The sequence below is a fragment of the Pantoea vagans genome (assembly GCF_004792415.1).
GTDB classification, from domain to species: domain Bacteria; phylum Pseudomonadota; class Gammaproteobacteria; order Enterobacterales; family Enterobacteriaceae; genus Pantoea; species Pantoea vagans.
In genome coordinates this window covers 2333251-2360150 of record NZ_CP038853.1, presented here as the reverse complement: position 1 = coordinate 2360150, position 26900 = coordinate 2333251, and the positions used below count along the sequence as shown (strand labels likewise).

The 26900-nt window shown below is 59.2% G+C and carries 21 protein-coding genes and 1 pseudogene; 11 read left to right on the top strand and 11 right to left on the bottom strand.

Going from position 1 to position 26900, the window contains the following annotated elements; translation table 11 throughout:
* Nucleotides 1-13: 13 nt before the first annotated feature.
* Nucleotides 14-1105 carry a sodium-potassium/proton antiporter ChaA gene (gene chaA, locus EGO56_RS11030; protein WP_013357625.1) on the bottom strand — a complete coding sequence of 364 codons (1092 nt, stop codon included), beginning with the start codon at nucleotides 1103-1105 and terminating at the stop codon, nucleotides 14-16.
* Nucleotides 1106-1478: 373 nt separating this feature from the next.
* Between chaA and chaB the strand changes: the two genes are divergently transcribed.
* Both chaB and EGO56_RS11020 read left to right on the top strand, forming a co-directional pair.
* A complete protein-coding gene (gene chaB, locus EGO56_RS11025) occupies nucleotides 1479-1709 on the top strand; it encodes a putative cation transport regulator ChaB (protein WP_135909083.1) in 231 nt (76 codons plus the stop codon).
* A 225-nt stretch (nucleotides 1710-1934) separates the two neighbouring features.
* Entirely contained in the window at nucleotides 1935-2609 is a 675-nt protein-coding gene (locus EGO56_RS11020) for a gamma-glutamylcyclotransferase (protein WP_167493432.1), read from the top strand.
* A 63-nt stretch (nucleotides 2610-2672) separates the two neighbouring features.
* Here the strand turns inward: EGO56_RS11020 and EGO56_RS11015 are convergent, their stop codons facing one another.
* From EGO56_RS11015 to EGO56_RS10980, 8 genes are all read right to left on the bottom strand, one after another.
* Nucleotides 2673-4100, bottom strand: a complete 1428-nt coding sequence (locus EGO56_RS11015) for a serine/threonine protein kinase (RefSeq protein WP_135909081.1) — start codon at nucleotides 4098-4100, stop codon at nucleotides 2673-2675.
* A 44-nt stretch (nucleotides 4101-4144) separates the two neighbouring features.
* Nucleotides 4145-5098 carry a hypothetical protein gene (locus tag EGO56_RS11010; RefSeq protein ID WP_135909079.1) on the bottom strand — a complete coding sequence of 318 codons (954 nt, stop codon included), beginning with the start codon at nucleotides 5096-5098 and terminating at the stop codon, nucleotides 4145-4147.
* A gap of 14 nt (nucleotides 5099-5112) precedes the next feature.
* Nucleotides 5113-5889 (bottom strand): PP2C family protein-serine/threonine phosphatase, encoded by a 777-nt coding sequence (locus EGO56_RS11005; protein ID WP_013357631.1) that lies wholly within the window; start codon nucleotides 5887-5889, stop codon nucleotides 5113-5115.
* Complete coding sequence (gene tagH / locus EGO56_RS11000) at nucleotides 5886-7022, bottom strand: type VI secretion system-associated FHA domain protein TagH (RefSeq protein ID WP_135909078.1); 1137 nt, start codon at nucleotides 7020-7022, stop codon at nucleotides 5886-5888. Before tagH ends, EGO56_RS11005 begins: the two co-directional genes overlap by 4 nt.
* 36 nt (nucleotides 7023-7058) lie before the next feature.
* Nucleotides 7059-7757, bottom strand: a complete 699-nt coding sequence (tagF, locus tag EGO56_RS10995; RefSeq protein ID WP_135909076.1) for a type VI secretion system-associated protein TagF — start codon at nucleotides 7755-7757, stop codon at nucleotides 7059-7061.
* Between the two features lie 13 nt (nucleotides 7758-7770).
* Nucleotides 7771-9885, bottom strand: a complete 2115-nt coding sequence (tssM, locus tag EGO56_RS10990) for a type VI secretion system membrane subunit TssM (RefSeq protein WP_135909074.1) — start codon at nucleotides 9883-9885, stop codon at nucleotides 7771-7773.
* Nucleotides 9885-11102: a type IVB secretion system protein IcmH/DotU gene (icmH, locus tag EGO56_RS10985; RefSeq protein ID WP_135909072.1), complete on the bottom strand. Its 1218-nt coding sequence runs from the start codon at nucleotides 11100-11102 to the stop codon at nucleotides 9885-9887. The genes tssM and icmH overlap by 1 nt, the downstream gene beginning before the upstream one ends.
* Nucleotides 11103-11187: 85 nt before the next feature.
* A complete protein-coding gene (locus EGO56_RS10980) occupies nucleotides 11188-11679 on the bottom strand; it encodes a hypothetical protein (RefSeq protein ID WP_013357636.1) in 492 nt (163 codons plus the stop codon).
* Between the two features lie 487 nt (nucleotides 11680-12166).
* Here EGO56_RS10980 and EGO56_RS10975 point away from each other — a divergent pair, with 487 nt between their 5' ends.
* From EGO56_RS10975 to EGO56_RS10935, 9 genes and pseudogenes are all read left to right on the top strand, one after another.
* Entirely contained in the window at nucleotides 12167-13378 is a 1212-nt protein-coding gene (locus EGO56_RS10975) for a nitrate regulatory protein (RefSeq protein WP_135909070.1), read from the top strand.
* A 262-nt stretch (nucleotides 13379-13640) separates the two neighbouring features.
* On the top strand, nucleotides 13641-14891 hold the full coding sequence (locus EGO56_RS10970; RefSeq protein WP_135910565.1) for a CmpA/NrtA family ABC transporter substrate-binding protein: 1251 nt from the start codon (nucleotides 13641-13643) through the stop codon (nucleotides 14889-14891).
* An 11-nt stretch (nucleotides 14892-14902) separates the two neighbouring features.
* The gene (gene ntrB / locus EGO56_RS10965; RefSeq protein ID WP_033732406.1) at nucleotides 14903-15775 is read left to right on the top strand and encodes a nitrate ABC transporter permease; all 873 of its coding nucleotides are present in this window, start codon (nucleotides 14903-14905) and stop codon (nucleotides 15773-15775) included.
* Between the two features lie 10 nt (nucleotides 15776-15785).
* The gene (locus EGO56_RS10960) at nucleotides 15786-16574 is read left to right on the top strand and encodes an ABC transporter ATP-binding protein (protein ID WP_013357640.1); all 789 of its coding nucleotides are present in this window, start codon (nucleotides 15786-15788) and stop codon (nucleotides 16572-16574) included.
* A 10-nt stretch (nucleotides 16575-16584) separates the two neighbouring features.
* Nucleotides 16585-20649, top strand: a complete 4065-nt coding sequence (gene nirB, locus EGO56_RS10955; protein ID WP_135909068.1) for a nitrite reductase large subunit NirB — start codon at nucleotides 16585-16587, stop codon at nucleotides 20647-20649.
* Nucleotides 20646-23264: a nitrate reductase gene (locus tag EGO56_RS10950; RefSeq protein ID WP_135909066.1), complete on the top strand. Its 2619-nt coding sequence runs from the start codon at nucleotides 20646-20648 to the stop codon at nucleotides 23262-23264. The genes nirB and EGO56_RS10950 overlap by 4 nt, the downstream gene beginning before the upstream one ends.
* Nucleotides 23264-24079 (top strand): annotated as a pseudogene (cobA, locus tag EGO56_RS10945) (uroporphyrinogen-III C-methyltransferase); the annotation flags it as partial. The gene EGO56_RS10950 and the pseudogene cobA, both read left to right, overlap by 1 nt.
* A 469-nt stretch (nucleotides 24080-24548) precedes the next feature.
* Nucleotides 24549-24866, top strand: a complete 318-nt coding sequence (locus EGO56_RS10940) for a type II toxin-antitoxin system RelE/ParE family toxin (RefSeq protein ID WP_135909064.1) — start codon at nucleotides 24549-24551, stop codon at nucleotides 24864-24866.
* 3 nt (nucleotides 24867-24869) lie between these two features.
* On the top strand, nucleotides 24870-25178 hold the full coding sequence (locus tag EGO56_RS10935; RefSeq protein WP_185948860.1) for an addiction module antidote protein: 309 nt from the start codon (nucleotides 24870-24872) through the stop codon (nucleotides 25176-25178).
* A gap of 135 nt (nucleotides 25179-25313) precedes the next feature.
* On the opposite strand, the gene mazE is transcribed toward EGO56_RS10935, so the two are convergent.
* Both mazE and EGO56_RS10925 read right to left on the bottom strand, forming a co-directional pair.
* A complete protein-coding gene (mazE, locus tag EGO56_RS10930) occupies nucleotides 25314-25562 on the bottom strand; it encodes a type II toxin-antitoxin system antitoxin MazE (RefSeq protein ID WP_135909062.1) in 249 nt (82 codons plus the stop codon).
* Between the two features lie 202 nt (nucleotides 25563-25764).
* On the bottom strand, nucleotides 25765-26577 hold the full coding sequence (locus EGO56_RS10925; RefSeq protein ID WP_095707297.1) for a DeoR/GlpR family DNA-binding transcription regulator: 813 nt from the start codon (nucleotides 26575-26577) through the stop codon (nucleotides 25765-25767).
* Between the last annotated feature and the right edge of the window lie 323 nt (nucleotides 26578-26900).

The window sequence follows — 26900 nt, the reverse complement described above, 5'->3', positions numbered from 1 at the left end:
AAATCCGGTGACGTTACAGCATGATAGTCATCAGATAGCCAATAAACAGCGCCAGATGCGCAGCACCGTTCAGAACATTGGTGCGGCCGGTTGAGAAGGAGATCTGACAGAGGATCAGCGATGCCATCATAATCACCATCTGCGGCGGCTCCAGCCCGAATATCAGCTCCTGTCCGGTCAGCGTGGCGATAATGGTCACCGCAGGCACCGTCAGGGAGATGGTTGCCAGCACCGAACCAAAGAACAGGTTCATGGCACGCTGCACCTGATTCATCAGCACCGCCTTAATCGCGCCCAGACCTTCAGGGGAGAGGATCAGCAGGGCCACCAGGAAACCGGTGAACTGTGCCGGTGCATTCATCTCCGTCAGCAGGCTTTCCAGCGTGTTGGCGTTCATTTTGGTCACGGCAATAACGGCAATCAGATGCACGATCAGCCAGACGGTGTGCCAGACGCTGCTGTGCGCCGAGGGCTTACCATGGTGCGGATCACCATCATCGCTATCATCTTCATGCTCATAGACAAACAGGCTCTGATGCGTTTTGGTCTGAATCAGCAGGAATACGCCATACATCGCCGCGGAAATCGCCGCAATCAGCAGCGCCTGCGTCACCGAGAAATTTCCGCCCGGCAGCGCGTTGGGAAACACCAGCACCAGAATCGCCAGCGGGAAGATAGCGATGAGATATTGCTTTACGCCAGCCAGATTAACGTACTGCGTCGCAAATTTATTACCGCCCAGCAGCAGCGCGAAACCTACCAGCCCGCCGGTCACAATCATCACTATCGAATAAAGCGTATCGCGCATCAGCCCGGGTGCGGCATCGCCGGTCGCCATCAGCGCGGAGATCAGGCTCACTTCCAGAATCACCACCGACAGACTCAGGATCAGCGAGCCATAAGGCTCACCCAGCCGATGGGCCAGCACGTCAGCGTGACGCACAACGCTGAATGCGCTGCTCAGAATGGCAACCAGCGCCAGTAAGTTAATACCGACTACGACCGGAAATGAGGTATTTGCACCAAAAAAATAGAGTATACCCAGCGTGATAATGGGAAATATCAGCGAGAATTCCTTGTGACGTGTTTTTTCATGTGAAGGCATTCACCATCCTCTCTGGTTAATGATTATCCGGACGCAGCGTATGCTGCTGTTAGAAATATAATCAGTTTTAAGGCAGGGCGCAGTTTATCTTTTCACCGGCCCGGGCGGGAAAAATTTACTGCTTTTTACTTAAATGCAATAAAGTGCCGAAGGGGTATTAACCTGACGTTATCTCAAATATTGCAATAGTAATCAGTCTACAACAATTATGACTTATGCACCTATCTAGTCTCATTCTGCCGGAAAATTGGCTTATCATTATGATTTGCAGGGTCAGCACCTGCTTTTTCATCTGAAGCGCTAATAAGTCGCTGTTTGTATTTTTGCTGTCCTGCGCCAGGCTTAGTGTGAATCCATAAACTGAGGAGCCGTTATGCCTTACGCTAACCGAGCCGACTTACCTGACAATGTAAAACACGTGCTTCCTGCACACGCGCAGGATATCTATCAGCAGGCCTTTAACAGCGCATGGGATCAGTATAAAGAGGCTGAAGATCGCCGCGGCGATGATTCACGGGAAGAGGTCGCGCATAAAGTCGCCTGGGCCGCCGTGAAGAAAGAGTATGAAAAAGGCGATGATGATAAGTGGCACCCTAAACGTTAACCCGGCGGCTAGCCGGTTTGCGGTAAAGGGCCAGGAGTATCGGGTCCTTTTTTTCATCTGCGCTATCAGGTTTATCTGGTTTTTTTTAACCTGCGACCGGAATCACGCTTGAAACCCCGCGCGTAAATAGATTAATGTCAATTTGATGATCGAAACGCAGTGCCGTTTTGACGTCATGTTACAGGAGCCATTCTGCAGGACGCTGTTGAAGTCGAGGAGGTCGCATTGCTTACCCGGGAATTTCTGTTAAAAGCGGATTGTAAAACGTCATTCGGGGATATCGATGAGACGCTGCTCTGGAGTTGCGAGCAGCGCGCGGCTTCGCTGGCAGCCACGCTGGCCTGCCGTCCCGATCACAGCCCGGTCTGGATCTTTGGTTACGGCTCGCTGATGTGGAACCCGATTTTTGAGGCGGACGAAGTCGCATCCGGTTCGCTGGAAGGCTGGCATCGCGCTTTCTGTCTGCGGCTGATTGCCGGACGTGGCACCGCCACGCATCCTGGCCGCATGCTGGCGCTGAAGCAGGGTGGCCGCACGACGGGACTGGCGTTTCGTCTGCCGGAAGCGCGGTTACATGAAGAGCTGGCGCTGCTGTGGAAGCGGGAAATGATCACCGGCTGTTATTTACCGACATGGTGTGAGTTACAGCTGGAGGATGGCCGCAGCGTCACTGCGCTGACCTTTATTATGGACCCGCGCCATCCGCTCTATGAATCGGACTCCTGCCCGGAGGCGATTGCGCCTTTAATTGCCGCAGCGAGTGGCCCGCTGGGATCGAATGCACAGTATCTGTTTGCGCTGGAAGAAGAACTGACCCGGCGCGGCATGGAAGAAGAGAGTCTGAGCCGGCTGGCGCATCAGGTGCGGACGCTGCAGCAATCCTGCCTCAGGCAGGCCTGAGCAGGGTCGGCCGCAAAGAAAAGGGCGCGACAATGTCGCGCCCTTTTACGATCGATCCGGGGATTAGTTATCCGGATTTATCAGCCAGGTGCCCGGCTTATCAATCGTCAGGGACTGCGTGTGCATTTCGCTGCCATTTTTGACATCAATTTTATACTGTCCTGCCGCCAGATTCAGCGCCGCAAAGCCGCTGCTGCCGGGTTTGACCTCAACCGGCTGTCCATTCAGCACCACGCTTTCACCGCTTTCCAGCTTAAGATAAACCGTCGCCAGGGCAGCAGGCACGGCGGCTGCCGGCGGAGCTGATGCAGGTGCCTGCGTCGCGGCTGCCGGGTTGTTAACGACCTCCGGTGTGGCACTGTGGCGATTAGCCAGCCAGACGGTGACGACCACGGCCAGAAGCGCCACGGCAGCCAGCCCCAGCAAGCCTGGCGACAGCCGCCGCACCGTGCGCGGCGTTACCGGCTCCGCTGACGCGGCAGCGTGATTCATTGCCATCACCACCGGCGGGGCCGCTTCAACCGGCTCCTCGATGGGTAGCACAGGCGGCTCGCCCGGCACCGGGAAGCTGTTTACCACGGCTTCCACATCACTGACCGGCAGATCAATCAGCGCCGCAAAGGCGTCAATCGTTTGCGGACGATCGCCGGGTTTCATGGCCAGCGCGCAGTCAATGGCATGCAGCAGCGGCAGCGAGTAGCCTTCTGGCTGACGTTCCACCAGCGGCTGATAATTATCTTCAATACAGCGCACCACACTGACTGGCGGTGGATTACCGGTAATCAGGCTGTGCAGCACCGCGCCCAGCGCATAAATATCGGTCCACGGTCCCTGTTCGACTTCGCCTTCTTCGCTGTACTGCTCAATCGGCGCAAAGCCCGGTTTAAGCATGATTTCGGTTTCGTCAGAGAGGTTGCCAATCTCTTTACGCGCCGAGCCGAAATCCAGCAGCACCGGCAGCTGGTTTTCCTGAATCTGGATATTATCAAGCGAGATGTCGCGATGCAGATAGCCGGCCTGATGGATGGTGCTGATGGCTCCCAGCAGCGGCGGCAGCAGGCGGCGGATCCAGGCTTCAGAGATCGAGGCCGGGCTGGTCAGCTGCCACTCTTTCAGCGTCATTCCGCTGTAGTAAAGCGTGCCCATATAGGCGGTGCCGTTCTGCTCCCAGAAGCGCAGCACGTGCAGCAGACCGGGATGATTGAAGCGAGCCAGCAGACGCGCTTCCTGAATAAAGCTGGTCAGCCCGGCATTAAACAGCTTCTGGAAACGTTCACCGCGCAGCTCCAGCGTTAAGTCGGCGGCACGGACAGCCAGCGACACGGGCATATACTCTTTAATGGCAATAGTACGTTCAAGCTGGTGATCCCACGCGCGATAGACGATGCCGAAGCCGCCGCCTCCGATCACTTCCTTGATCTCAAATTCATTAAAACGGTATCCGTCAGGCAGGGCATTCGGAACGGTTTTCGGATTATCATTTGCCGACATAGTGAACTCTCTGTACACGGCCTGGTCGTCAGGCTGCGCGGTAATTAATTGATGTTACGCCAGGCACCAATGGCAGGATCAACCAGATCCGCGTGCAGGGTGTCGATGAGTAACACATTCACTTTTTGCTGTGGCATGAAATAGGGCGCCCACTGGCTGCGCAATGTATCGACTCGCGATTTCACAGCGTCAGCATCCTGCTGCGCAGCATTCTTATCCATCTTTATTAACAGCGCACCATTGAAGCGCCAGACATGCTGCCGGGCATCAAAGGGCAGCACCAGCCAGCTATCCGGCGTATCCGGGCGTGTCACAATCATGCGCTGATTATTCGCGGCAATGACTTCCAGCTTGCTGTCCGGAATGGTCAGATTGGCGATGGGGTAACCCTGATAAAAGGTGACCGCAACCGGCGTCGGGTGATCCGCCGTCGCCAGCGTCAGTTCACTTTTGCCTTCTGCCCAGCCGTCAGGCGAGCACTGCTGCTTGCTGACATCCGGGATAAACAGGGTCTGCGCATTCTCATCCCAGGCGGTGCGGAAATGACAGCCGCTGGGGAGATCAAAATGTTGCAGCGGCGTGCTGTTGGCGGGCCGTGACAGGTCGAGCGGGGCGGCATTGCTGTCACTGGCGCTGGCGGTTGCATCCGCCATCACAATCGGCCGCCAGTTCTGCAACTTGCTGGCGCTGCCGCTGGCCAGGACGCCACCCTCTTTGTTGGTCATCTGCCAGGGCAGTTCATCCAGTAAGCCGCACTGATTCGCGAGCAGGGTGCCCACGCGCGGTAAAAAGGTGGTCAGCACGGCCGAATCCTTGCTTTTGCCAGAGACGATACGCAGCGGCAGCGTCTCTTTACACCAGTCGTCAGGCGCTTTACTCACCACATTATCGATATAAACCTCCAGCGCCAGGCTGGGGGAGTAGACCACACGATAATTTTCAGCCTGGGCGTTAAAGGCAATCAGCAGAGTGATGATGCCGGGCAACCACAGTTTCATAAGGATCCTTGGAATCAAAAACGAGGCGGCAGAAAGCGCGCCGAATCAGCCAGTGAATAGAGCAGTGTTGCCTCCTCCGGCTCACCAATCCAGACCGCCAGTGCGCTGAGATTATCTTTCTTAACGTTGCGGCTTACCGCCTGTTCCATCAGAGCCAGCCACTCTTCGCAGGCATTCACCATGCGCAGCGCCTGTTCCATTTCACTACTGTTCAGATTCAGCCAGAAGCCATCGGTGCAGACCAGAAAAGCGTCCCCATCCTCCAGCGCAATCTCCTGCGAAAAGCTGACTAAGCGAGGCGGCTCAGCGCCGAGCGCATTATAGAGTAAATTACTGTTAATGCCGGTATTTTCATAGCCCGCTTCTTTCAGCTGCTGGGCCAGACTGTGGTCCCGGGTCACCTCGTGAAGCACGCCCCGCCGGAAGTGGTAAACCCGGCTGTCACCGGCATGCGCCCACCATGCACGCTGTTTCTGGCGGTCGATAAACAGGGCTGCCAGCGTGGTGCTCATGCGGGAATATTTCGGATTTTTACCCTGTGCCTCATGCAGCGCTAAGCGGCACTGTTCGATCGCCTGGTGGGTGATTTCCGGCGTAAAGTCGGTATTCGCCTGTATCTGGCTTAGCAGCGTGTCGCGCACCAGCTGTGCCGCCATCTCGCCGCCGGGCAGCCCGGCCACGCCATCGCAGACCACAAAACAGGCTTTTCGCTCATCCAGCTCGGCACCTGTGCGATCCTGATTCTCATCGCGTAGCCCCTGCTGGCAGCGGCTGGCAAAAACGATTTTCATGCGTCGTCCACCCGCGTCTGAGAATCTTTATACTGATTCACTTCCATGTCGTAGGCATGAAGGAAAGCTTCGCCAAACAGCGTATGGAAATCATCTTCTATCTCACCGGCCGTACGCTGGTAATTCCGCATGAAGTAGTCCCATAACGCCGCTTTCTTCGCGGTGGAAAACGGCAGTTTTGACACCAGGCCATCGGCACGCGCCTGCTCTTCCAGCCGCTGCGGATTAAAGGATTGCAGCATCGCCGCAATAATGGCGCGAATTCCGGCAATCATGCCCAGCTGGTGGGCCTGCAGATCGACCAGCGCATCGCGCACCGCCTGCTCCGGCGGCATAAAGCCGGGCATCTGGCTCTGATACATCTGCATCAGCACGGTTTTGCCGGAGGGCAGGATCTTGAACGGATTGTTGGCCTCATTCAGAATCATGGTCATGTCCGCTTTCACGCCCCGTTTGAGAATGGAACGTGATGAGAGCAGCGCCACGGTGCCCTGAGAAAAGAGGCTCAGCATCCGGCCGGTAATGCGCATCTGCTCTTCGTCAACCGGCGTGGCGTGACCGTTGCTCAGCCCCATGCCGTCCAGCAGAGCGGCGATGAGCCGATCCTGATCTACCGGCTGTGCCGCCAGCGCCCGGCGCGGCTCACTGGCCTGCGGATCGATCGCCAGCCGCGCATCACTGTGCCGCTCGTGTCGTGAAGGCGGCACGTCGTTGACCAGCAGCCGATCCTCAACCTCATGATGTTCGTGAATGCCCAAAGGATTCGCAGGCCGGGCGCTGTCACCCGCAAACAGCGCCAGCGGATCGCTCTGCGCGTTCTGGCAGGCGGGATCGCGCACTTCCAGCGCATAATCACCGATGCGCAAGGCGTCGCCGTGCTTCAGCAGCACCTGCATGCCGCGACCCAGCGTAATGCCGTTATGCTCGACCGGCGTTACGCTGCCCTGGTTGGTCAGCCGGCACTCCCCGTCATGCGACAGGTGAACCAGCGCCTGCAGGCGCGAAATAGCCCGCGTCTCATCCGGCAGCACCAGATCGTTGTCCTGACTGCGGCCAATAGTGCCGCCAGGCGGTTGAAACGCGACGCTTCTGACCGGAACATCCGTAGTGCATTGCACGATGGTAAATTGCATGAGTTATCCCAGATTGAACGGCAAACGCATCCGGCCTCACTCGAACATCGGAGGATAGAGGCCATTACGTCCCGGCTGTGCACCTGCCGCCGGGTTAAACAGTAACGAAAACAGTTGCGCCGTGAGGTTGCCGCTGTGCTTGTGGGTCGCATGGGCAAAACCATCACTGCGATTACTCCACCAGTAGCTCATATGCTGCTGAGGGTCGAAACGTTCGGCCACTTCACGCCAGCTCAGCGTGCAGGGCAGATCCTGAAAACCGATCACATCCATAATTTCTGAGGGCTTGCGGGCGGGCACCAGCAGCGGCGGCAGCGCCTGTATCTGCTGCTCTAACTGCTCGCCGTCCAGCGGCGTCTGAACCGCCCGTAACAGAGTTGCGCCCAGATCCTGAAACCAGTCACCGGAGATGGTCAGCTGAGCCGGATGCCACTGCGCCAGCGGAAAGCTGTGCAGTGCCAGCAGTGGCCAGGCGCGGCCGACGCGGTCACAGGAGGGCAGCAGACAGCCCATCTGTACGTGTTGCCGGGTCGCGGTCACCGGCAGGACAAAGTTCCATACCGGCGCGTGAAGAAAGTTCGCGCTGTATGACCAGGCCTGCTGATGCCAGTGCATTAATCCCTGCTGGAACCAGTGATTCCACGGGCTAATCTGTTGCTCACTCAGACGACGGTGCAGAAAGTCACCGGTCGACGGCAGCTTGCCATACCAGCCGGGGGCGGTGTAAGCAGCCATGTTCACCTCACCATTACTCGCTTTGCGAGTGTGATCGCGCGGCCGGGTGCAGCGGTGCTGCCGCCAGCACGCTGCCCGCCTGGCCCGCGATTTTAAGATTGTCTGCCAGCTTGCGCATCATCAGTGCATTGTCACGCGCATAAGGCGATGACTGAATCTGCTGATCCAGCAGCTGGCTCAGGTGCCAGTCGAGCTGCTGCAGATCGCGGGCACTGACCGTATCGGGCAGCGAGCGCTGTAAGTTTTGCAGCAGCCAGGCCCGTAAAAATTCGCCATCGTAATTGCGCGGCTGATAGAGCATCTGATAGGCGCGCAGCGCATTGCGGCTGTAGGCGTTATCATCACCCGGATCGTTGCGCAGAATGTTGGTGATCTGCTGGGCCACGCGCGGCAGCAGCAAAGACTTAAGCGCGTTTTGATAAAGCACCCAGGCGGCGTCGCTGACCTGGGTGCCGCGATATAAGCCAGCCCGCATAGTAAGCGGCGGATTATCGAGAGAAAAACGTTCCGACAGCGGCAGCTTCACCAGGTTGTTCAGAAAGGGTAGCAGATCAAAAATATTATCAGCAGGCTGATGAATCACCTGCTGACTCTGCTCACGAATGGCCGGCACCCGTGCGGCCACCTGCTGCAGATAGTGCTGATTCTGGTAGTAGCTGATGCTCCACAGGCTGGAGGCAATCAGCAGCGCGCCTGCCAGCACGCCGTAGCCAATCCAGTGGAACAGCTGATTGCGATACTCCCAGCGGCGGTTACTGCCCGCCAGTCCGCTCTCTTTAAAGATCAGATCGCTCAGCAGGTCACGAATAAAGAAGCTCTGGCCTTTGTTGCCGGGAATCGGACTGTTGCGGTTAACGCTGTCCCAGGCGGCAATTGAATGTTCGCCCGCCTGACGTAATTGCAGTTTACGGCTCAGTTCACCCATCACCCGATCAAACGGCAGGCCTTCCTGCGTGCCGCTGGTAAAGAAGAGGCCGCGCGGGCTCCAGGCAACGGCGTCCTGATGATCAGAGAAGACGATATCGAGATACTCGTTCAGCAGCGGGCGCAGTGAGGCGAACTCCTGCGGGAACAGGAAGCATTCAGCGCGCTCATTCAGATCGCGCTCCTGGGTCATCTGCTCCGCCAGCTGCTGCTGTAGCTGCTCTTCCAGCCGCTGAAACTGCTGGCCAAAATGATGATGCCAGTCATCTTTGTGCGGCTTGCCCATCTCACGGTTAAACGTAAAGCCCCAGATAGCGTCACGCCGCGCTTTATCGATGTTGCCAAAGTAGCTCATGAAACCTTTCAGCAAATCGGTTTTGGTGACCATCACATAGACCGGGAAATGAATACCGGTCTGCTGATGCAGTTCCGCCATTCGCTCACGCAGCGCGCTGGCCTGGGCAAAACGCGCTTCGGCAGAATCGCTCAGCAGATCGGCCACGCTGATCGTCATGATGACACCGTTAATCGGCTGGCGGGTGCGATAGCGTTTCAGCAGATTGATAAAGCTGTGCCACTCCGCGGCATCGCGCACGCGCTGGCTCTCCTGCAGCGCATACCGCCCCGCGGTATCAATCAGTACTGCGCTGTCGGTAAACCACCAGTCGCAGTTGCGGGTGCCGCCGACGCCACGAATCGCCTGTTTACCCAGCGTATCGGTCAGCGGGAAATCGAGGCCCGCATTAAACAGCGCGGTGGTTTTACCGGCACCGGGCGCACCCATCACCAGATACCAGGGCAACTGGTAGAGATAATTGGCATTAAAGCGCGAGAGCAGATTGCCGCTGTGACGACGGCCAAACTGGGTGCGTTTCAGCTGCATCGCTGCTTCGCTGAAGCGCTGATTAAGCCGCTCCTCAGTCATCTGACGTTCCGCCGGATCGTCGTTGCCCGCCAGCTGAAGCTGGGTCAGTAAGCGGCTGTTAAACCAGGCACGATAAAGTGAGGGGATCAGCTGGAACAGGATCCAGAGAAAATAGAGCGCGCTCACGGTGAGCTGGCGAGGGAGCACCGGTTCCAGAGGACGCGACTCGCCCCATGTCCAGAACGGCCCCAGCATCCAGACCAGACAGCTCAGCGCCGTGACGCCAATAAAGCTCCACAGCAGGCGATGCGTTAACAGCAGGCGAAGGGAAGCGCGCATTATTGTGCTCCTTGATGATTACTGAGCGTTTCAGGCGCGGCAAACAGGGTGATCTCAACGCGGCGGTTGCGGGTCCGGTTTTCGCTGCTGTCGTTGGGCAGCAGCGGGTCGCTGTCACCACGGCCTTCAGAGCGTACCGTATGACCGTCCTCCAGCTGCAACTGCAACAGCTGGGTGATGGCACGGGCGCGGGCGAATGAGAACTCATAGCTGGAGGCAAAACGGCTGTTATCCACCGGATGATCGTCGGTAAACACGGACACCAGAATGGTGCCTTTGACATCTTTCATCGCGGTTGAGACGCGGGCCAGCAGCGCGCGGCCCACCGGGTTAATCACCGTGCCTTGCTCGGCAAACAGTTTGTCTGCGGGAATAATCACTTTACTGCCAAAGGCACCATCGCTGACTTCGAGCTGCCCGGCAGCGATCACATCGTTCAGTCGCTGACGCAGATCGAGCAGCGCCTGCGGAGAAGAGGGACGGCGGCCTGCAGTAATCTGCGGCAGCGGGGTCTGATAGATGGTGCGCAGCAGCGGTTCGGCAGCGTTGCCGAGCCGCCAGTTCAGGCCGCTGTAGATCAGGCAGCCGATGAGCGCGACCAGCATGGCGCAGGCCCAGAGCGGCACCATCGGGCGGGCGAGGGTACTGACCAGCGGATGCACCTCGACCAGCGGGGGTTGCGGCGTCTGACGCTGGGCGCGCGTCTCGTCAATCAGGCTTTTCAGGCGCTTACGGATACCGTCGCACTGGGCGCGGCCATTTTCACTGCCGCGATAGCGGCCTTCATAGCCCAGCAGCAGGCAATATTGCACCACTTCCAGCAGCCAGAGATGTTGTTGCGGACTTTGTGAAATGCGCGACAGCAGCTGAAAGAATTTCTCGCCGCCCCAGCTTTCATTGTGAAAGGTCACCAGCATACCGTTGCCCGACCAGACGCCACGCGTGCCCCAGGGGGTTTGCGCTGCGGCTTCGTCCAGCGCGCTGCAGATGCAGTAACGCGCGCCGATAATCATCTCAAACGGCAGCCCTGCCTGTTTACAGCGTTGTTCAAACTGGCGAATTTCATCGATCAGAGACTGGCGCAGACCCGCAGGGTCGTCATGGGTGGCTGCCCGACGAATCTGCACCACCGCATTCAGCAGTGGTGCCGCAGCCTGAAGTAATAGATTCTCATTGCCTGAGGGGGTCGCCTCACGCGCAGGGGATTCCACAGTCATTAATTCGTGATCTTCCAGCCAATGGCAAATCCCTGTACCCGCAGCACAGGACGGTGCTGCGGGCAATATGCGCCGGATTTCATATTCAGTCTAAGATCCAGGTCGCGGTATCGTTAGTCCGACAGGCTTTACTCGCGCCGCCGACAGCCACACAGACCTGTTTCGCTTTCCGCGGACGGGGACGATCGCTCTGCAGCGTGGCATCGTAACGACTGCTCTCTACGCCCGCTTTTAACGGTACATAACCAATCAACGGGCCATCAGCCTGATCGGCAATCGCCAGCCAGCTGTGCTCCACATTACCCAATACTTCAAACGGTTTACCCGTTTCGAGATAGCGAACGACTTTGCCGCCGTAATCCGGTGAGGTCATGACCGAGGCACCATAGAGCGCCCGCCAGGTCTGATTGACCGGCTCAAATTCAGTCGGTGCCGCGACAGCGTGTCGATGGACCAGTTTGACGCCGTTAATTTCGCTGGTGACCAGCGTATCGTCAGTGACGGGCGGCGGCGGGGCCTTACAGCCTGCCAGGGTAAGCACCGCCAGCAGCGTTAACGCAAGACTCTTTTTCACCATGTTCCTCGTGATCTCATCAAAGTATCTGCATATTGCCAGGCCCGATGCAGGAGGCGCTGTTTTTCGCGCCGCATCGTGCCGAAAGTCTGTTTTTCAAAAAAAGTTCAGATTACATCAGGATAGTTACGCGTTTAGTCTACCTAAGACTTTTGAGAATTCAAACCATTGCACCCACTGGCGATGCGTGATAGCAGGCGCTTTCGGGGCAGGCTGCGATATAAGAAAAGCGCCAGACAATGTGATAGTTAAAGCGAACTGAATTATCGCAGAGACAAACTGGTTGAGAACATTGCCGCGCATTCTGACATGCAATGGATCCGATTGGAAACTATTAAGCCTTTCTAATCGTTCGTTACCGATAAAATTTATCTCTTCACATAAAGAATCTTATCAAAATCAGAATTTACGCGCCGGATATGCCCGCCTTTTTTCCGGAAAGCGGCACGCCTTTTGCTTCAGAAAAGTTTTAACGGCGGAGAGGTGAACCATGGATGCCCTGATCTGGCTGCAGGCATCGCGTGACAGCGATATTGCCAGCCTGCAACGGCTGCTTAAGACCGGCGAACTGATGGCTGCCGTCAGTGAGCTGGTTCATCGGCTGCAGCGGGAACGCGGCGCAAACAATCTCTGGATCTGCTCCGGTGGCACGCTGTTCAGCGCCGAGCGTCACGCCCGTCAGCAGGAGGTCAGCGCCGGCCTGCACCATTTCTATCAGGCGCTGCCGCCCGCCACCGCACAGCCCGGCTTCAGTCGTTTCTGCAACCTGATTGCGGCTGCCCTGCAGGCGCTGGCGGGATTACCGCTGTTGCGTCAGCAAATCAGCCAGCATGAGCGGGATCAGGCGACGGCGATGGCGGCGTTTAATCAGGTTATCCGCACCTTACTCAATCTGGTTTTTGAGGCAGCCGACACCGCCAGCGATCCCGATATCTCGCGTGCACTGATCGCGCTGTTCAGCTTTATGCAGGGCAAAGAGCTGGCCGGACAGGAGCGGGCCGTCGGCTCAGCCGGCTTTGCGGCGCGGCACTTCACGCCTGAGCAGCGCAGCCAGATGGTGGCGCTGATTGCGGCTCAGGAGCAGAGCTTTACCACCTTCCGGGAGTTTGCCGACAGCGCCGCCTGTGAAAGCTGGCAGCCATTGTCTCAGGCCAGCCGGGATATCGAACGGCTGCGGCGCATCGCCTGCACCGGTAGCCAGTATGATGAAACCGGCGCGCTGGAGTGGTTTTCCCTGCTCTCCGACCGTCTGGACCAGATGAAAACGCTGGAGGATGCCCTGACGGCCACGCTGATGCAGCGCTGTCGTGAGGCGATTGAGCAGGCGCAGCAACAGGCGGCATCGCCGGTCGTGCAGGGTGACAGCAACTTCTCGCTCTACGTCTGCGGAGCTGACTGGCTGCCCGGCGCGTTAACGCTCAGCAGTGACGGGCTGGCCCCGCAGCTCGGGCGCTCGGTGCTGTCGCTGATTGGTGAACAGTCGCAGCGCCTGCAGCAGCAGGCGGATGAGCTGGCATCGATGCGCGCTTCACTCGACGAGCGACGGGTAATCGATCAGGCCAAACACTGGCTGATGCAGCAGCAGGGGTTCACCGAAGAGGCCGCCTGGCAGGCGCTGCGCAAAAGTGCGATGAATCAGAATAAGCGCGTACTGGAGATCGCGCAGGCGGTGCTGGCCGTCGCGAAGACCCTGAGCAACTAACCCGGACGAGGTAGCTGCACAACCTTTGTGCGTGATCTGCGTCAGAAACGTGCAAAAAAGGTTAATTATTCAGCAGCGAATCACCGCACGTCGGCTTTAACGCGGCTTCTGCGATCTGGCACACCCTTTGCTTTAACCTTACAGAGAGTACGCATTGCTCCCGCCAATGGCGGTGGGGTCAGTGCTTTGGATAAAGGCGTCCATCCGCAGGCTTCGGCTTGTCGGAGGACGCCTTTTTTTATTTCTGTTCAGGGGCAACATGATGAGCAAAACGCCATTTTCACTGACACGACGTCAGGCGCTGATCTCCGGTGCAGCGCTGGGTGCGGCCTGGATCGTGCCGGGATTACGAAATGCAGTCTGGGCAGCAGGCTCCGATGCGCCAGAAAAGGCGCAGGTGCGGGTCGGCTTTATCCCGCTCACCGACTGCGCGCCGGTCGTCATGGCGTCGGTAAAAGGCTTCGACAAAAAGTATGGCCTGACACTGCAGGTCAGCAAAGAGGCAAGCTGGGCGGCGGTGCGCGACAAACTGACCTCCGGCGAGCTGGATGCGGCCCATGTGCTTTACGGCATGATCTACGCGCTGCAGCTTGGCGTAGCGGGGCCACAGCACGACATGGCGAACCTGATGACGCTCAATCATAACGGCCAGGCGATCACCCTGTCGAACCAGCTGAAAGCCAGTGGCGTTACCGATGCGGCCAGCCTGAAAAAAGCCGTTGATGGCAGCCCCAAAGGCAGCCTGACCTTCGCCCACACCTTTCCCACCAGTACGCACGCCATGTGGCTCTACTACTGGCTGGCCAATGCCGGCATTCATCCGTTTGACGATGTGCGCACCGTGGTCGTGCCGCCGCCGCAGATGGTGATGAACATGAAGATTGGCAACATGAGCGGCTACTGTGTCGGCGAGCCGTGGAACCAGCGTGCCATCAGCGACAACATCGGCTTTACCGCCGCCACCAGCCAGCAGATCTGGCCGGAGCATCCGGAAAAAGTGCTCGGCACCCGCGCGCAGTGGGTGAAAGAGAATCCCAACACAGCCCGCGCGCTAACCGCCGCGGTGCTGGAGGCGGCGCGCTGGATCGATGCCTCAGACGATAACCGCCGTGAAACCGCGCAGGTGTTAGCCGGTCGAGCCTGGATCAACACCAAAGTGGAGACGCTGCAGGGGCGGATGCTTGGTCAGTACGAGAACGGGCTGGGACAGTCGTGGCAGGACGCGCATCCGATGCGCTTCTTCGACAACGGCAACGTCAGTTTTCCGTGGCTCTCGGATGGCATGTGGTTTCTGACCCAGATGAAACGCTGGGGACTGCTCACCAGCAATCCCGATTACCTCGCCGTGGCCCGCCAGATCAACCGCATCGACATCTATAAACAGGCCGCCAGCGCCGTCGGGCAGATTGCCTTGCCCGCCAGTGAGATGCGCAGCAGCACCCTGATCGACGGCAAAGTCTGGGATGGCAGCAATCCTGCCGCCTACGCCGCCAGTTTCGCTATCAAACGTTAAGAGAGGTTGCTATGAAAACTGACGCGCGCGCCCTGGCGCAGCCGGATCAAACCCCCGGCAGTGCCACCGTTATTCCGCTACAGATCACCCCGAAAGCCGCGATTCGTCCGGCGCGGCTGCGTCCGCTGTTGCAGCGCGCCATTCCCGCCGCGGGCGGCCTGCTGCTGATGTTGCTGGTATGGCAGCTCGCGGCGCTGTCCGAACCCTCATTTCCTTCGCCGTATGCCACCTGGCAGGCCGCGCAGGTGCTGTTCGCTGACCCGTTCTACAGCAATGGCCCCAACGATCAGGGCATCGGCTGGAACGTGCTGGCCTCGCTGCAGCGCGTCGCCATCGGCTTCGGCCTCGCCGCGCTGGTGGGCATTCCGGCCGGTTTTCTGCTGGGGCGCTTTACCTTTATGGCGCGGATGTTCAATCCGATTATCGCCTTACTGCGTCCGGTCAGTCCGCTGGCCTGGCTGCCGATTGGACTGCTGCTGTTTCAGCGCGCCGAACCTGCTGCCAGCTGGACCATTTTCATCTGTTCGATCTGGCCGATGATCATCAACACCGCCGAAGGGGTGCAGCGCATCCCGCAGGATTACCTCAACGTGGCGCGGGTGCTACAGCTCTCTGAATGGACGGTGATGCGCCGGATCCTGCTGCCCGCCGTGCTGCCTGCGGTGCTTACCGGGGTGCGTCTCTCTATCGGCATCGCCTGGCTGGTGATCGTCGCCGCCGAAATGCTGACCGGCGGGCTGGGGATTGGCTTCTGGATCTGGAACGAGTGGAACAACCTCAACGTGGCAAACATTCTGATCGCCATTCTGATTATCGGCGTCGTCGGGCTGCTGCTGGAGCAGGCGCTGATGCTGCTGGTCCGTCGTTTCAGCTGGGAAAAATAAGGAGAACACCATGCAACACATTATTCGCGTTCAGCAGGTGAGCCAGCGTTTCAACACTGCCAGCGGCGAGTTTCTGGCACTGGACAACGTCAGTTTTGATATCCATGAAGGGGAAACCCTGAGCCTGATCGGCCACTCCGGCTGCGGCAAATCGACGCTGCTGAACCTGATTGCCGGATTAACCCGTCCCAGCAGCGGCGTGCTGCTGTGTGATAACCGCGAAATCACCGGACCTGGCCCGGAGCGCGCGGTGGTGTTTCAGAACCATTCGCTGCTGCCGTGGCTGACGGCATTTCAGAACGTCGAACTGGCGGTGCAGCAGGTGTTTAAAGGGCGCTTCAGCAAAGCGGAGATGCGCGACTGGATCGAGCACAACCTTAATCGGGTGCAGATGAGTCACGCCATGCACAAGCGGCCTGGCGAAATCTCCGGCGGCATGAAGCAGCGCGTCGGCATTGCGCGGGCGCTGGCGATGAAGCCGCGCGTGCTGCTGCTGGATGAGCCATTCGGCGCGCTGGATGCCTTAACCCGCGCCCACCTGCAGGACAGCGTGATGCGCATTCAGCAGGAGCTGAACACCACCATTGTGCTGATCACCCATGACGTGGATGAAGCGGTGCTGCTTTCCGATCGGGTGCTGATGATGACCAACGGCCCGGCGGCACAGGTCGGGGAGATCCTCACCGTCGATCTGCCGCGTCCGCGCTCGCGGGTCGCGCTGGCGGATGAGCCGCGCTATCACCAGCTGCGCCAGAAAGTGCTGCATTTCCTCTATGAAAAACAGACCACAGCAGCCTAAGGAGCAGACCATGAGGCAACGGTTGCTGGTGATAGGCAATGGCATGGCGGGAATGCAGATGGTGGAGAGCCTGCTGCAGCTCGCGCCGCTGCGTTACGCCATCACGGTCATTGGCCGCGAGCCGCACGGCAACTACAACCGCGTGCTGCTGTCGCCGGTGCTGGCCGGTGAAAAGTCCTTCAGTGACACCCTGATCCACGATCGCGACTGGTATCAGCGGCACGGCGTGACGCTGCTGAACGGTGAAACCGTGCAGCAGGTCGATCTGGCGGCGCGGACGGTGCAGACCGATCAGCGCCAGCTCGACTGGGATCGGCTGGTGTTTGCCACCGGATCGCAGCCCCGTCTGCCCGCGATTCCCGGCATCGACGCAGAGTGCGTCATGGGTTTTCGCAGCATCGCCGACGTCCGGCGACTGCTGGCGGGCCAGGGACCGGTGGTGATCCTGGGCGGCGGCTTTCTCGGCATTGAAGCGGCGGCGGCACTCCGCGCCCGTGGCCGTGAGGTGACGCTGGTGCATCACAAACCCTGGCTGCTGGATCGCCAGCTGGATGCCAAAGCGGGCGAGCTGTTGCTGACGGCATTAGAACAGCGCGGCATTCGCTGCGAACTCAACAGTGGGTTCACGGCGATTGATGAGGCGGGCGTAACGCTGACCTGCGGGCGTCACTGGGCCGCCACGCAGGTGGTCATTGCCATCGGCGTGCAGCCGGAGATCACGCTGGCGCAGGCGGCAGGGCTACAGTGTCAGCGTGGCATTCTGGTCGATGGTCAGCTGCGCAGCGCCATTCCCGAGGTTTACGCCGTGGGCGAGTGCTGCGAAATCGCGGGCGAAACCTTTGGCCTGGTCGCGCCCTGCCTGGCGCAGGCACAGATTCTGGCGGCGCAGCTGGCGGGATCGCCGCTGGCAGATTTCGTCAGTGAGCAGCTGGCGACGCGGCTTAAAGTCAGCGGCATTTCGCTGTTCAGCGCCGGCGACGTCAGCGAGGCACCCTCCATCAGCAGTTTTGATCCGCTCTCCGGCGACTACCGCCGCCTTTTTCTCCGTCAGGGCCGCCTCTGTGGCGTACTGCTCTCCGGCGACACCCGGCAGGGCCCTGTGCTGCTGGAACGTCTGCAGCGCGCCGACTCTGTCACGCTCGATGCCCTGTTCGATCACGATCAACCTGAACCGCAGCCACAGGCTGCAGAGAGTCCTGAGATGAGTAAACCGGTTTTAGCCGTGATTGGTCACGGCATGGTCAGTCACCACTTTCTTGAACAGCTGGTTGCCCGCGAACTGCATCAGCACTATCACATCGTGGTTTATGGCGAGGAGCGCCAGCAGGCTTACGATCGCGTGCATCTGTCGGACTATTTCAACGGCAAAACGGCCGGCGATCTGTCGCTGGTGGGCGCGGACTTCTTTGCCCTGCAAGGTATTGAACTGCGCAGCGGCTGCACGGTTGTGGCGATCGACCGCCAGCAGCGCAGCCTGCGTGACAGCGCGGGCAATGAGCTGGCGTGGGATAAGCTGGTGCTGGCGACCGGCTCACGCGCGTTTGTGCCGCCGGTGCCGGGCCACGACGGCGAACGCTGTTTTGTCTATCGCACGCTGGATGACCTGGATGCCATTGCCGCCTGCGCCCGTCATAGCCAGCGCGGGATTGTGATTGGCGGCGGCCTGCTGGGTCTGGAGGCAGCGAATGCGCTGCGGCAGCTCGGGCTGGAGACGCACGTGGTGGAGTTCGCGCCGCGCCTGATGGCGGTGCAGCTCGATGAGGGTGGGGCGCTGATGCTGCGTCAGAAGATCGATGCGCTGGGCGTGACGGTTCATACCTCAAAACAGACCGAGCTGATTGAGCGTCAGCCCGACGGCAGCGTGGTGCTGCGCTTTGCCGATGGCAGCCATTTACCTGGCGATCTGGTGCTGTTCTCCGCCGGTATCCGTCCGCGCGATGAGCTGGCGCGCGAGGCGGGCCTGACGCTCGGGCCGCGCGGCGGCATTGAGATTAACGATCGCTGCCAGACCAGTGATGACGACGTGTTTGCCATTGGGGAATGCGCGCTGTGGAACGGCCAGATCTTTGGGCTGGTTGCACCGGGTTATCAGATGGCACGGGTGCTGGCCGGACATCTGGCGGCTGAACCGGCTGCCTTCAGCGGCGCGGACATGAGCACTAAGCTGAAACTGCTGGGCGTGGAGGTCGCGTCGTTCGGTGATGCCCATGGCCGCACGCCGGGCAGCCAGCACTATCACTGGACCGACGGGCCAAAAGGCATTTACAAGAAAATCGTGGTCTCTGCGGAGGGCACCCGACTGCTGGGCGGCGTGCTGGTCGGGGACAGTAGCGAGTACGCCACGCTGCTGCAGATGATGCTCAACGCTTTACCCTTGCCTGCCGCGCCGGAGAGCCTGATCCTGCCTGCGCTGGCCGGTGCGCCGAAAGTGCCGGGCGTCGCGGCATTGCCCGACAGCGCCCAGGTCTGCTCCTGTCACAACGTCAGCAAAGGTGATATCTGCGCAGCGGTGAAAGGCGGATGCGGTGAGATGAGCAGCATCAAAAGCTGCACCAGAGCGGCCACCGGTTGCGGCGGCTGTGCGGCGCTGGTGAAACAGGTGATGGAGTTTCAGCTGGAAACTCTCGGCGTCGAGGTGAAAAAAGATGTCTGCGACCACTTCAGCTATTCACGCCAGGAGCTTTATCACCTGGTACGGGCCGGTGAGTTCAGAACCTTTGAGGCGCTGCTGGCCTCGCACGGTCAGGGGAAGGGCTGTGAGATCTGCAAGCCGCTGGTGGGGTCGATTCTTGCCTCCTGCTGGAATGACTATCTGCTGAAACCGGCGCACCTGCCGTTACAGGATACCAACGACCGCTACTTCGCCAACATCCAGAAAGATGGCACCTATTCGGTGGTGCCACGCGTCCCGGCTGGCGAAATCACGCCACAGGGACTGATCGCCATTGGTGAAGTGGCCGCGCGTTATGACCTCTACACCAAAATCACCGGCGGGCAGCGTATCGACCTGTTTGGCGCGCGCCTTGATCAGCTGCCCGCTATCTGGCAGACGCTGCTTGAGGCCGGTTTTGAAACCGGTCACGCCTACGGCAAGTCGCTGCGCACCGTGAAGTCCTGTGTCGGATCGACCTGGTGCCGCTACGGCGTGCAGGATTCGACCGCCTTCGCCATCGCGCTGGAGAACCGTTACAAGGGACTTCGCGCCCCACACAAAATCAAAATGGCGGTTTCGGGCTGTACCCGCGAGTGTGCGGAAGCGCAGAGCAAAGATATCGGCGTGATCGCCACCGAAAAGGGCTGGAACCTCTATGTCTGCGGCAATGGCGGCATGAAGCCGCGCCACGCCGATTTGTTCGCCAGCGACCTCGACGACGCCACGCTGCTGCGCTATGTCGATCGCCTGCTGATGTTCTATATCCGTACTGCTAATCGTCTGCAGCGCACCAGCGTCTGGCTGGACAATCTGGAAGGCGGTCTTGATTACCTGCGCCAGGTGGTGATTGAGGACAGCCTTGGGCTGGGCGAGACGCTGGAGCAGGAGATGCAGCGGGTGGTTGACGCCTGGCAGTGTGAGTGGCAGACCACGCTGGCGGACCCGTCGCGGCTCGCGCTGTTTACGCCGACGATCAACAGCGAGCAGCCCGATGAAACCCTGCACTACAGCCGGGTACGCGGCCAGCGGCAGCCTGAAGCCGTGGCTGCGCGCCCGCTGCTGCAGCTGCCCGCTGAGCTGTGGAGCGCCGTCTGCGCACTGGAGGCGATTCCGCCTGAAGCAGGGATCGGGGCGAGACTGGGCAGCGAGCGTGTTGCGCTGTTCCGCTTTGGCGACGCGCTCTATGCGCTGGAGGATCGTGAGCCTGGCAGCGATGCCAGCGTGCTGTCGCGCGGGATTCTGGGTGACGTCGGCGGCGAGCCGGTGGTGATCTCTCCGCTCTACAAGCAGCGGGTGCGGCTGCGTGACGGACAGAGTCTGGATAATCCGCAGCATCAGCTGCGCTGCTGGCCGGTGAAGCTCGAAGCGGGGCAGATCTGGCTGGCAAACCGCCCGCAAAATCCGCTGGCACAGGCATCATGAACAGCACCTGTCCCTATTGCGGCGTCGGCTGTGGCGTCTGCGTCACGCCGCAGGGCAATCATCAGGCAACGGTGATCGGCGATCCGCATCATCCCGCTAACGCAGGCCGGTTGTGCGTTAAGGGCGCGGCGCTGGGTGAGACGCTGACGCCACAGGGGCGTCTTCTTACCGCTCAGGTTAACGGCCAGCAGGTCAGCCTTGACGCCGCGCTGGATGCGGCGGCGGCAGGATTGCGCGCGGTGATTGATGAGCATGGCCCGCAGGCGGTGGCGTTTTACGGTTCCGGCCAGTTGCTGACCGAGGATTACTACGTCGCCAATAAGCTGATGAAGGGCTACATCGGCGCTGCCAATATTGATACCAATTCGCGGCTCTGTATGGCATCAGCCGTAGTCGGTTATAAGCGGGCGCTGGGGGCGGATGCGGTGCCCTGCTGTTATGAGGATCTGGAGCAGACCGAGCTGGTTTTGCTGGTAGGTTCCAATGCTGCCTGGGCACATCCGGTGGTCTGGCAGCGGCTGATGCAGGCGAAGCAGCAGCGACCGGCGATGTGCATAGTCGTTATCGATCCGCGCCGCACAGCCAGTTGTGATCAGGCCGATCAGCATCTGCCGCTGCGGCCCGGCAGCGATTCGGCGCTGTTTTCCGGGCTGCTGCACTGGCTGGCGCAGAACGATGGCCTTGATGCCAGCATGCTGCCGCACCTGAATGGCGTGAGTGAAACCCTGGCCGCCGCCGCGCAGTGGGATGTCGCGCGGGTCGCAGAGACCTGTGATTTAACGGAACAGCAGGTGACGCATTTTTTCCGGCTGTTCAGCCAGCACGATCGGGTGCTGACGCTGTGGTGCATGGGGATCAATCAGTCCGCCACCGGCAGCGACAATAACCAGGCGATCCTTAACCTGCATCTGCTGACGGGCAAAATAGGCCGTGCGGGCTGCGGGCCTTTTTCGCTGACCGGACAGCCAAATGCGATGGGCGGTCGCGAAGTGGGCGGTCTGGCGAATCAGCTGGCGGCGCACATGAGTTTTACTGACGAGGATTGCGATCGGGTGCAGCGTTTCTGGCGCAGCCCGTCGATGGCCCGCCAGCCGGGGCTGATGGCGCTGGAACTCTTCAGGGCGATTGCTGAAGGCGAGGTGAAGGCGGTGTGGATTATGGGCACCAATCCGGCGGTGTCGATGCCGGAAGGCAATCGTGTGGCGCAGGCGCTGGCGGCCTGTCCGCTGGTCATTGTCTCAGATGTGATGGCGCAGACCGATACCAGCGCCTTTGCCGATATTCTGCTGCCCGCCCAGGGCTGGGGCGAGAAGAACGGCACCGTGACCAATTCAGAGCGGCGTATTTCGCGGCAGCGCGCCTTTGCCGCCGCACCAGGTAATACCCGACCTGACTGGTGGCTGCTGGCCCAGGTGGCGCAGCGGTTGGGGTTCCGTGAGGGGTTTAACTGGCAGCATCCGTCGGAGATTTTCCGCGAGCACGCGGCGCTGTCGGGCTTTGAGAACCAGGGCCAGCGGGCGTTTGATATCAGCGGGCTGGCGCAGTTGAGCCAGGCCGAATGGGATGCGCTGCGTCCGGTTCAGTGGCCGGTAAATGCTGCTCATCCGCAGGGCTGTGCGCGGTTGTTTGGCGATCGCCGCTTTTTTCACCCGGACGGCAAAGCCCGGCTGCTTGTCCCGGCCACGCCCACCTTAACTCCGCGTGATGCGGCTTATCCGCTATTGATGAACAGCGGTCGGGTGCGCGATCAGTGGCATACCATGACGCGCACCGGGCTGGTGCCGCGTCTGATGCAGCATTGTGATGAGCCATTTGTGGCGCTGCATCCCGCTGATGCCGCGCAGTATGGCGTGACGGCGGGCGGTCTGGCGCGGGTGCAGTCGGTGCAGGGCTGGATCAGCGCGCGGGTGCGCGCTGATGCCGGGATGCGGCGCGGCGAGCTGTTTGTGCCGATGCACTGGAACCGGCAGTTCAGTCAGCAGAGTCACGTCGATATGCTGGTCGCCGCCCGCGCCTGTCCGTTTTCAGGGCAGCCTGCGCTGAAGCAGACGCCGGTGCGGATTCTGCCGCTGGCGGTGAGCTGGCAGGGCTGGTTGTGGCAGCGCGGGATGACACAGCCCGCAGGTTTGCGTTACTGGTCGCGTGCGCCCTATGCGGCGGTGCAGCGTTATGCGGTCGCGGGCGAGGGATCACCGCAGGCGTGGCTGGCCGGGCAGATGGATTTGTCAGGTTGTTATCTGCAGGTCGCCACAGGCAGCGGCCGTGATTACCGGCTGCTGGCATGGCGTGACGGTGAGTTGCAGCTGGCGTTCTATGCCGGTAGCGCGTTGCCATCGCTGGATAGCGCATTTGTCGCGGCGGCCTTTGCGGATGCGCCGCAGGATGCTGCCGGGCGGCATAGCGTGCTGGCAGGTCAGGCGATGCAGCGCAGTGCAGCGGGCCGGATTATCTGTAGTTGTATGTCGGTGGGTGAACAGACGATTTTGCAGGCGATAGCGCAGGGGTGTCGCAGCACTCAGGCATTGGGCGAGAAGCTGAAGTGCGGCACGCAGTGCGGCTCCTGTATTCCGGAGCTGAAGCAGTTGTTGCTGTCCGACGTGGTTGTGGAGGAATGATGACGCGAGCAATTGATTCTCTGGATAAGTTACTGGCTCCGGCCGGTGTAGCAAAGCAGCAGGGTGCGGTGTGGCTGGTGGGCGCAGGCCCTGGCGATGTGGAGTTGCTGACGGTGAAGGCGTTGCGGTTGCTGCAGCGGGCTGAAGTGGTGGTGTATGACCGGCTGGTGAGTGAAGCCGTGATGGCGGAGGTGCCGGAGCGCGCATTATGCATTGATGTGGGTAAACAGCCGGGGCAGCATGGGCTGAAGCAGGCGCAGATTAATCAGCTGCTGGTAGATCTGGCGCGCAGCGGACGCAATGTGATCCGGCTGAAAGGAGGGGATCCCTTTATTTTTGGGCGCGGTGGCGAAGAGATGGTGAGTCTGCAGCAGTCCGGGATCCGCTGTGAGGTGGTGCCAGGAATTACAGCGGCGGTGGGCTGTGCGGCCGCCAGCGGGATTCCGTTGACGCATCGGGATTGTGCGCAGTCGCTGCGGTTGATTACCGGGCATGGCCGGAGTGGCGAGCCGCAGCTGGATGCAGCCGCATTGGCAGCGGTGAATCAGACGCTGGTGTTCTATATGGGTTTGAGCTGGAGTGCGTCGATCAGTGCGCAGTTGCAGGCGCAGGGACGGGATGCGGCGACGCCGGTAGCAATTATTGAGAACGGCACCCGGCCGGACCAGCGGGTGCTGATTACCACGCTGGGTGGCCTGGCGGAGACGGTCGCGCGGGATCAGCCGGTGTCGCCATCGCTGCTGGTGGTGGGTGAGGTCGTGCGGTTTTATCGGGCGGATTTGCAGGTGCGGGGGGATGCGATGATGAGCCGGTGCGACGTGCAGGAAGTCGGGTGCGTTGTGCAGGAAGTCGGGTGCGTTGTGCAGGAAGCAGGGTGCGTCGTGCAGGAAAGGCCTGCCTGATCGCAAAGGGATCCCGCATCCCTGCGGACTGGGCTCGCCCTCCCTGGCTCGCACACTTTGCTCTTCAGGCAGGCCATTCCTGCACGGCTGGCATTGGTGCGGGGTTTGGCTGATGCGGGTCGCGATTAGGTGCAGGTCGGTTTGGGGGAGAAGGCAGGAATGGTTTGAAGAGCCGTTGTGTCGTGCAGGAAGTACGGTGCGTCGTGCAGGAAAAGCTTGCCTGATCGCAAAGGGATCCCGCATCCCTGCGGATTGGCTCGCCCTCCCGCACTCGCACACTTTGCTCTTCAGGCAGGCCATTCCTGCACGGGTGGCATTGGTGCGGGTGATGTGAGTTTAAAAATGTAGCTGAACTGTAGCTTTTAAGCTAAAGTCATCTCCGATGAAAACAATAAGGACTTACATCACCGCAGATGGACAGGATCTGTATGCTGAGTTTTTTAAAAAGCTCCGTGATCCCATTGCGAAAGCGAAAATTGCTTCCCGGATTAACCGGATGGCCTCTGATAACTTTGGCGATCACAAGCCCTGTCGGGATGGGGTTTGGGAGTTGCGAATTGATCAGGGGGCCGGCTATCGCGTTTATTACAGCCTTGTTGCCGGGGAGATAATTTTGTTGCTTATGGCGGGTGATAAACGAACGCAGGATGCTGATATCAATGAGGCTATTGATTGCCTTAAAGATTATTTAAAGAGGTGATGTGTGGCTAAAGAACGTTTATATGATGACGTCATGGTAGATGCTCTTCGGGAAGATCCGGAGTTTGCTCAGGCTTATCTGCATCAGGCATTTCTGGATATTGACGAAGAGGGTGGTCAGGAAGCTTTTTTACTGGCGTTACGCCATGTTGTCGAGGCTCGGGGAGGAATGGCCACGGTTGCCCGGAAAGCCGGCGTCTCGCGTGAATCGCTCTATCGCACACTCTCTCCGACCGGTAATCCAACCCTGAAAACGCTTCGCAGCGTCGTTCAGGCAACCGGTTTTCCATTCTCCTCACTTGCCGGTTCCTGAGGTTCGTGTCTGATTGAGCTGTCTTTGCCGGTCGTAACGCCCATTAATCATGTAACCGACTGATATAACTGATATTTTCCTGAGCGGGTTCTTCTTTACATCAGACAAATGTATCAGGACCAAACGACTCAGCATTTACCAAATCTCCTTGCCGACAGGTTCTCCCCACGCGATATGGCCGTGCAGATTTTCATCTGTCACGCCTTTAAGCAGCATTGTAAGAGAAGAGCTCATTTCCTGTTTTACAGGCTCAATGATGAGTTTTCCTTCAACCAGATAGATTTTGATTTCGTCATCAATACTAAGATTGAGTGCCTGCATTAATGTCGCCGGGATGCGTATCGCTGGAGAATTACCCCAGCGCCGGACATTTCCTCGAATCATTTAAATCGTCTCCGATACACATTAGAGATTCAGGTTGCCACAATACAGAGTGTATCCAGGTGATGTAGCTCAGGGTTCAGGTGAGTCTGGTAATGATGTTGCGGCAGGACGGTGCGTCGTGCAGGAAAAGCCTGCCTGACCGCTAAAGAATCCCGCATCCCTGCGGGCTGGGTCGCCTCCCTGGCTCGCATATGATGCTCAATTACATCGCCCGCTTCAGCGGCAGCGGGGCCACCAGCACTTTCACGCCTAAGGCTTCAAACGCTTTAACCTGCGCGGCGCTGATGCCGCTGTCGGTGATCAGATAGTGGATGTTGCTCCAGTCACAGGGCAGCGCGAACATCGACACCTTGTCGATTTTGCTGGAGTCCGCCACCACGTAAACCGTGCTGGCGGATTTGATCATCGCCAGTTTGACTTTAATGTCCGTTTCACTGGGAAAGCTCAGGCCCAGACGCGGTGAGATGCAGGCGGTGGCCAGAAAGAGTTTTTCGGCCAGCACATTTTCAAAAAAACTGGCCGCCTTCTCGCCCGAGGTGGAGAGCGTCGGAAATTTAAAGGTGCCGCCGGTCAGCAGGATATTGATGCCCGGCTCGCCGCCCAGTTTCAGGGCGATATTGACCGCGGTGGTCACCACTGATAAGCGGCGGATATGGCTGATGGCGTCGGTAATCGCGGTGGTGGTGGTACCGGAATCGAAAATCACCGTGTCGCCATTTTCGATATGCTGCGCCGCCAGTCGGCCAATCGCCTCTTTCTCCTCCAGATGGGTCTGCCGCTCCAGCAGCATCGCGCCGGTATTCTGCTTGCCCGTCATCAGCGTTGCGCCACCGTGATAGCGCTGCACAAACCCCTGTTTTTGCAGCATGCGCAGGTCGCTGCGTAATGTGGCTTCAGTCAGTCCAAAGGTCTCGGTCAGCGCTTTGACCGTGACCGTCCCATCCTCACGGATCATCTCCAGAATTTTCTCGCGGCGTTGCTGCATGTCAGCGAACTGCTCACTTTTGCTTTTCAATCGAAATGCTCCCTTTTCCAGTAACCTGATGGCTTGGGCGAACACGGTCTCTGTGGCTGAGTTTAACGCGCCATTTTTATGAATGCGAGATGACCTGAATTGCCTTTGATTTTCGAACGAAAACAAATAATCCGCAGGTTATTGAATCTCTCAGGGTTACCGGATTGCAGTCGGCAGGCTTTATTTCGGGACTGGAAGCTAGATCACGTCTTTTCAATCAGATAAGCCGCTTTGAACGGCAGATGGTCGAAATTTGATCTGCCCCACATATCATTTCTTTTCGATAGCTTATATTTTTGTTCGAAAATGATTGAGTCAGCGGC